Origin of the sequence: Bacillus sp. GMs2/2, from assembly GCF_050172095.1 — a bacterium.
Classification (GTDB): Bacteria; Bacillota; Bacilli; order Bacillales; family Bacillaceae_G; genus Bacillus_A; species Bacillus_A cereus.
Genome location: NZ_JBNLYE010000430.1, coordinates 1 through 3,057, shown reverse-complemented (window position 1 = coordinate 3,057; position 3,057 = coordinate 1). Strand labels below are relative to the sequence as shown.

Genomic DNA, 3,057 nt, shown 5'->3' with positions numbered 1-3,057 from the left:
ATTTTCAAATTACTTATTTAAAAAGGTTGAAAAGCGTGGTTATCTTGATGATGTTTTAGGAAAGAGTATTCGTTATGGTGGTGTGTATGTTACAGATTCAAACATCTTACAATCTAGCGATGTTTACGAGTTGTTACAAGACATAAGTAATCAAATGGTATTGGCTGATATCGTTGTGGAAGATGAATTTGGGAATGAAATCAAGGATGATATTGCCCTTCAAATCTTAAGGAATCCCAACAACTATCTAACACAATCAGAATTCATTAAATTAATGACGAATACTTATTTACTCGAGGGAGAGACATTCCCGATATTAAACGGTGCTCAAATACATTTAGCTTCCAATGTTTTTACAGAGTTAGATGATAATTTGGTAGAGCATTTCAATATTGGTGGTCATGAGATTCCTCCATTTATGATTCGGCATGTAAAAAATATTGGTGCAGATCATTTAAGAGGAAAAGGTATTCTTGATTTAGGAAGAGATACACTCGAGGGCGTTATGTCAGCTGAGAAAACTTTAACTGATAAATATAAAAAGGGTGGACTGTTAGCATTCTTGCTAAACTTGGATGCTCATATTAATCCACAGAATGGCGCGCAGTCAAAGTTAATCAATGCAATTTTAGATCAACTAGAATCAATTGATGAAGCAAGGTCTGTAAAAATGATTCCTCTTGGAAAAGGGTATTCAATTGACACGCTTAAAAGCCCGTTAGACGACGAAAAGACTCTAGCATATTTAAATGTGTATAAAAAAGATTTGGGTAAATTTTTAGGTATAAACGTGGACACATATACAGAGTTAATCAAAGAAGATATTGAGAAAGCAATGATGTATATCCACAATAAAGCAGTTAGACCAATAATGAAAAATTTTGAAGACCATTTGAGTCTTCTTTTTTATGGCCAAAATTCTGGGAAACGAATTAAATTCAAGATTAATATTCTTGATTTTGTTACTTATAGCAACAAGACAAATATCGGTTATAACCTTGTGCGTACAGCTATTACTTCACCTGATAATGTCGCTGATATGCTTGGATTCCCTAAACAAAATACAAAGGAATCACAAGCTATTTATATTTCAAATGATTTGACCGAAATCGGCAAGAAAGAAGCGGGAGATGGTTCTTTGGGAGGAGGTGAAGAGAATGAAAATTGAGGTCCGAGGAGATCAAGTCATACTTGATGGTTATGTGAATGTTGTGGATAGAGAAAGTCGTATGTTGCCTTCACCAAGAGGATATTTCAAAGAGAAGATTGTCCCTAAGACGTTTGAAAAAGCGTTAAAAAAAGCAAAGAATGTGGATTTACTGTTTAACCACGATAAAAACAGAAAACTTGGCTCTATTGAAAACGGAAATCTGGAATTGTATGAAGACAATATTGGTTTAAGAGCCATTGCTACAGTTACAGATGAACAAGTAATTCAAAAGGCCAAGAATAAAGAATTGCGTGGCTGGTCATTTGGTTTTATTTCTGAAAAAGATTCATGGGAAGAAGGCGAATCTGGTGTTCAAAAACGCTCTATTGAAGAACTAGAGCTTTTAGAAGTATCTATCTTAGATATGACACCCGCCTATGTTGCGACTTCCATTGAAACCAGGGGCGAAAATACAGCCATGATTGAAATGAGAAGTGAAGCAGCAGCTATAAAAACAGTTGTGGAAGATGATACAGAAGAAAGAAACAACATTATAAAACAAATAAAAAAAGTCCTGGAGGAAAATTAACATGAATTTAAAAGAAATCTTAAACGTATCTTTAACAAGAACGAAATCTCGATTAGCAGAATTACAAGAGAAAGTAGAAAAAAATGAAGTTCGTTCGGAAGAATTAGCAGCAGTTAAGGCTGAAGTAGAAGCATTAACAAAGGAAGTGCAAACAATCACTGATGAGTTAGCAAAGTTAGAAGAGAAAGAAAAAGAAGAAGATCGAGACAAAAAGAAAGAAGATGATCTCGATAAAAAAGAAGATCCAGCAGCAAAAGAAAATCCGAATGAAAAAAACGAACTGTCAGAAGAACAACGTTCCGCTATTTCAGCATCTATCGCAGCAGCTCTTTCTACTAAAGGTCATAAATCTACTAAAAATAAAGAAAAGGAAACTCGTTCAGCTTTTGCAAACTACATTGTAGGTAACATTGATGAAACAGAAGCCCGTGCATTAGGGTTAGTGACTGGTAATGGCTCTGTTACGATTCCAGATTTCTTAAGTAAAGAAATTATTACGTATGCTCAAGAAGAAAATTTCTTACGTCGATTAGGAACGGGAGTAAAAACAAAAGAAAATATTAAGTATCCTGTTTTAGTTAAAAAAGCAGAAGCTCAAGGGCATAAAAATGAGCGAACAAATAATGAAATTCCAGAAACAGATATTGAGTTCGACGAAATCGAATTATCACCAACAGAATTTGATGCGCTTTCTACTGTAACGAAAAAATTATTAGCACGTACAGGTTTACCGATTGAACAAATCGTTATGGACGAGCTGAAAAAAGCTTATGTTCGTAAGGAAACGCAATATATGGTGAATGGTGATGAAGCGAATAACATAAATGACGGTGCATTAGCAAAGAAAGCTGTTGAGTTTAAAACTGATGAAAAGAATCTTTATGACGCATTAGTGAAAATGAAAAATACACCTGTTAAAGAAGTACGTAAAAAAGCACGATGGGTATTAAATACAGCAGCATTAACAAAAATTGAAACAATGAAAACAGATGATGGTTTCCCATTACTTCGTCCGTTTAATCAAGCGGAAGGAGGAATGGGTTATACGTTATTAGGCTTCCCTGTTGAGGAAGAAGATGCAATTGACATTCCCGATTCACCAGATACACCAGTATTCTATTTCGGTGACTTCTCTAAGTTCTATATTCAAGATGTCATTGGATCATTGGAAGTACAAAAGTTAGTTGAGTTATTCTCACGTACAAATCGTGTAGGTTTCCGTATCTGGAACTTACTAGATGCTCAATTAATTCATTCTCCATTTGAAGTTCCAGTTTATAAGTACGTCTTGAAACAGCAAACTACACCAGGTGCTTAA

The 3,057-nt window shown here is 34.7% G+C and carries 3 protein-coding genes; all 3 read left to right on the top strand.

Features of this window, described 5'->3' with window-relative positions; genetic code table 11:
• Window positions 1-1,168, top strand: a 1,168-nt coding sequence (locus ACQGS6_RS25565) for a phage portal protein (RefSeq protein ID WP_426965813.1), incomplete at its 5' end; no start/stop codon positions are given.
• The gene (locus ACQGS6_RS25560; RefSeq protein WP_426965812.1) at window positions 1,158-1,739 is read left to right on the top strand and encodes an HK97 family phage prohead protease; all 582 of its coding nucleotides are present in this window, start codon (window positions 1,158-1,160) and stop codon (window positions 1,737-1,739) included. The genes ACQGS6_RS25565 and ACQGS6_RS25560, both read left to right, overlap by 11 nt.
• Before the next feature lies 1 nt (window position 1,740).
• Entirely contained in the window at window positions 1,741-3,057 is a 1,317-nt protein-coding gene (locus ACQGS6_RS25555; RefSeq protein WP_426965811.1) for a phage major capsid protein, read from the top strand.

What these genes read in the sequence shown, in the direction of transcription:
- ACQGS6_RS25560 (WP_426965812.1), top strand. Translation starts at nt 1,158, where the DNA reads ATGAAAATTGAGGTCCGAGGAGATCAAGTCATACTTGATGGTTATGTG.
- ACQGS6_RS25555 (WP_426965811.1), top strand. Translation starts at nt 1,741, where the DNA reads ATGAATTTAAAAGAAATCTTAAACGTATCTTTAACAAGAACGAAATCT.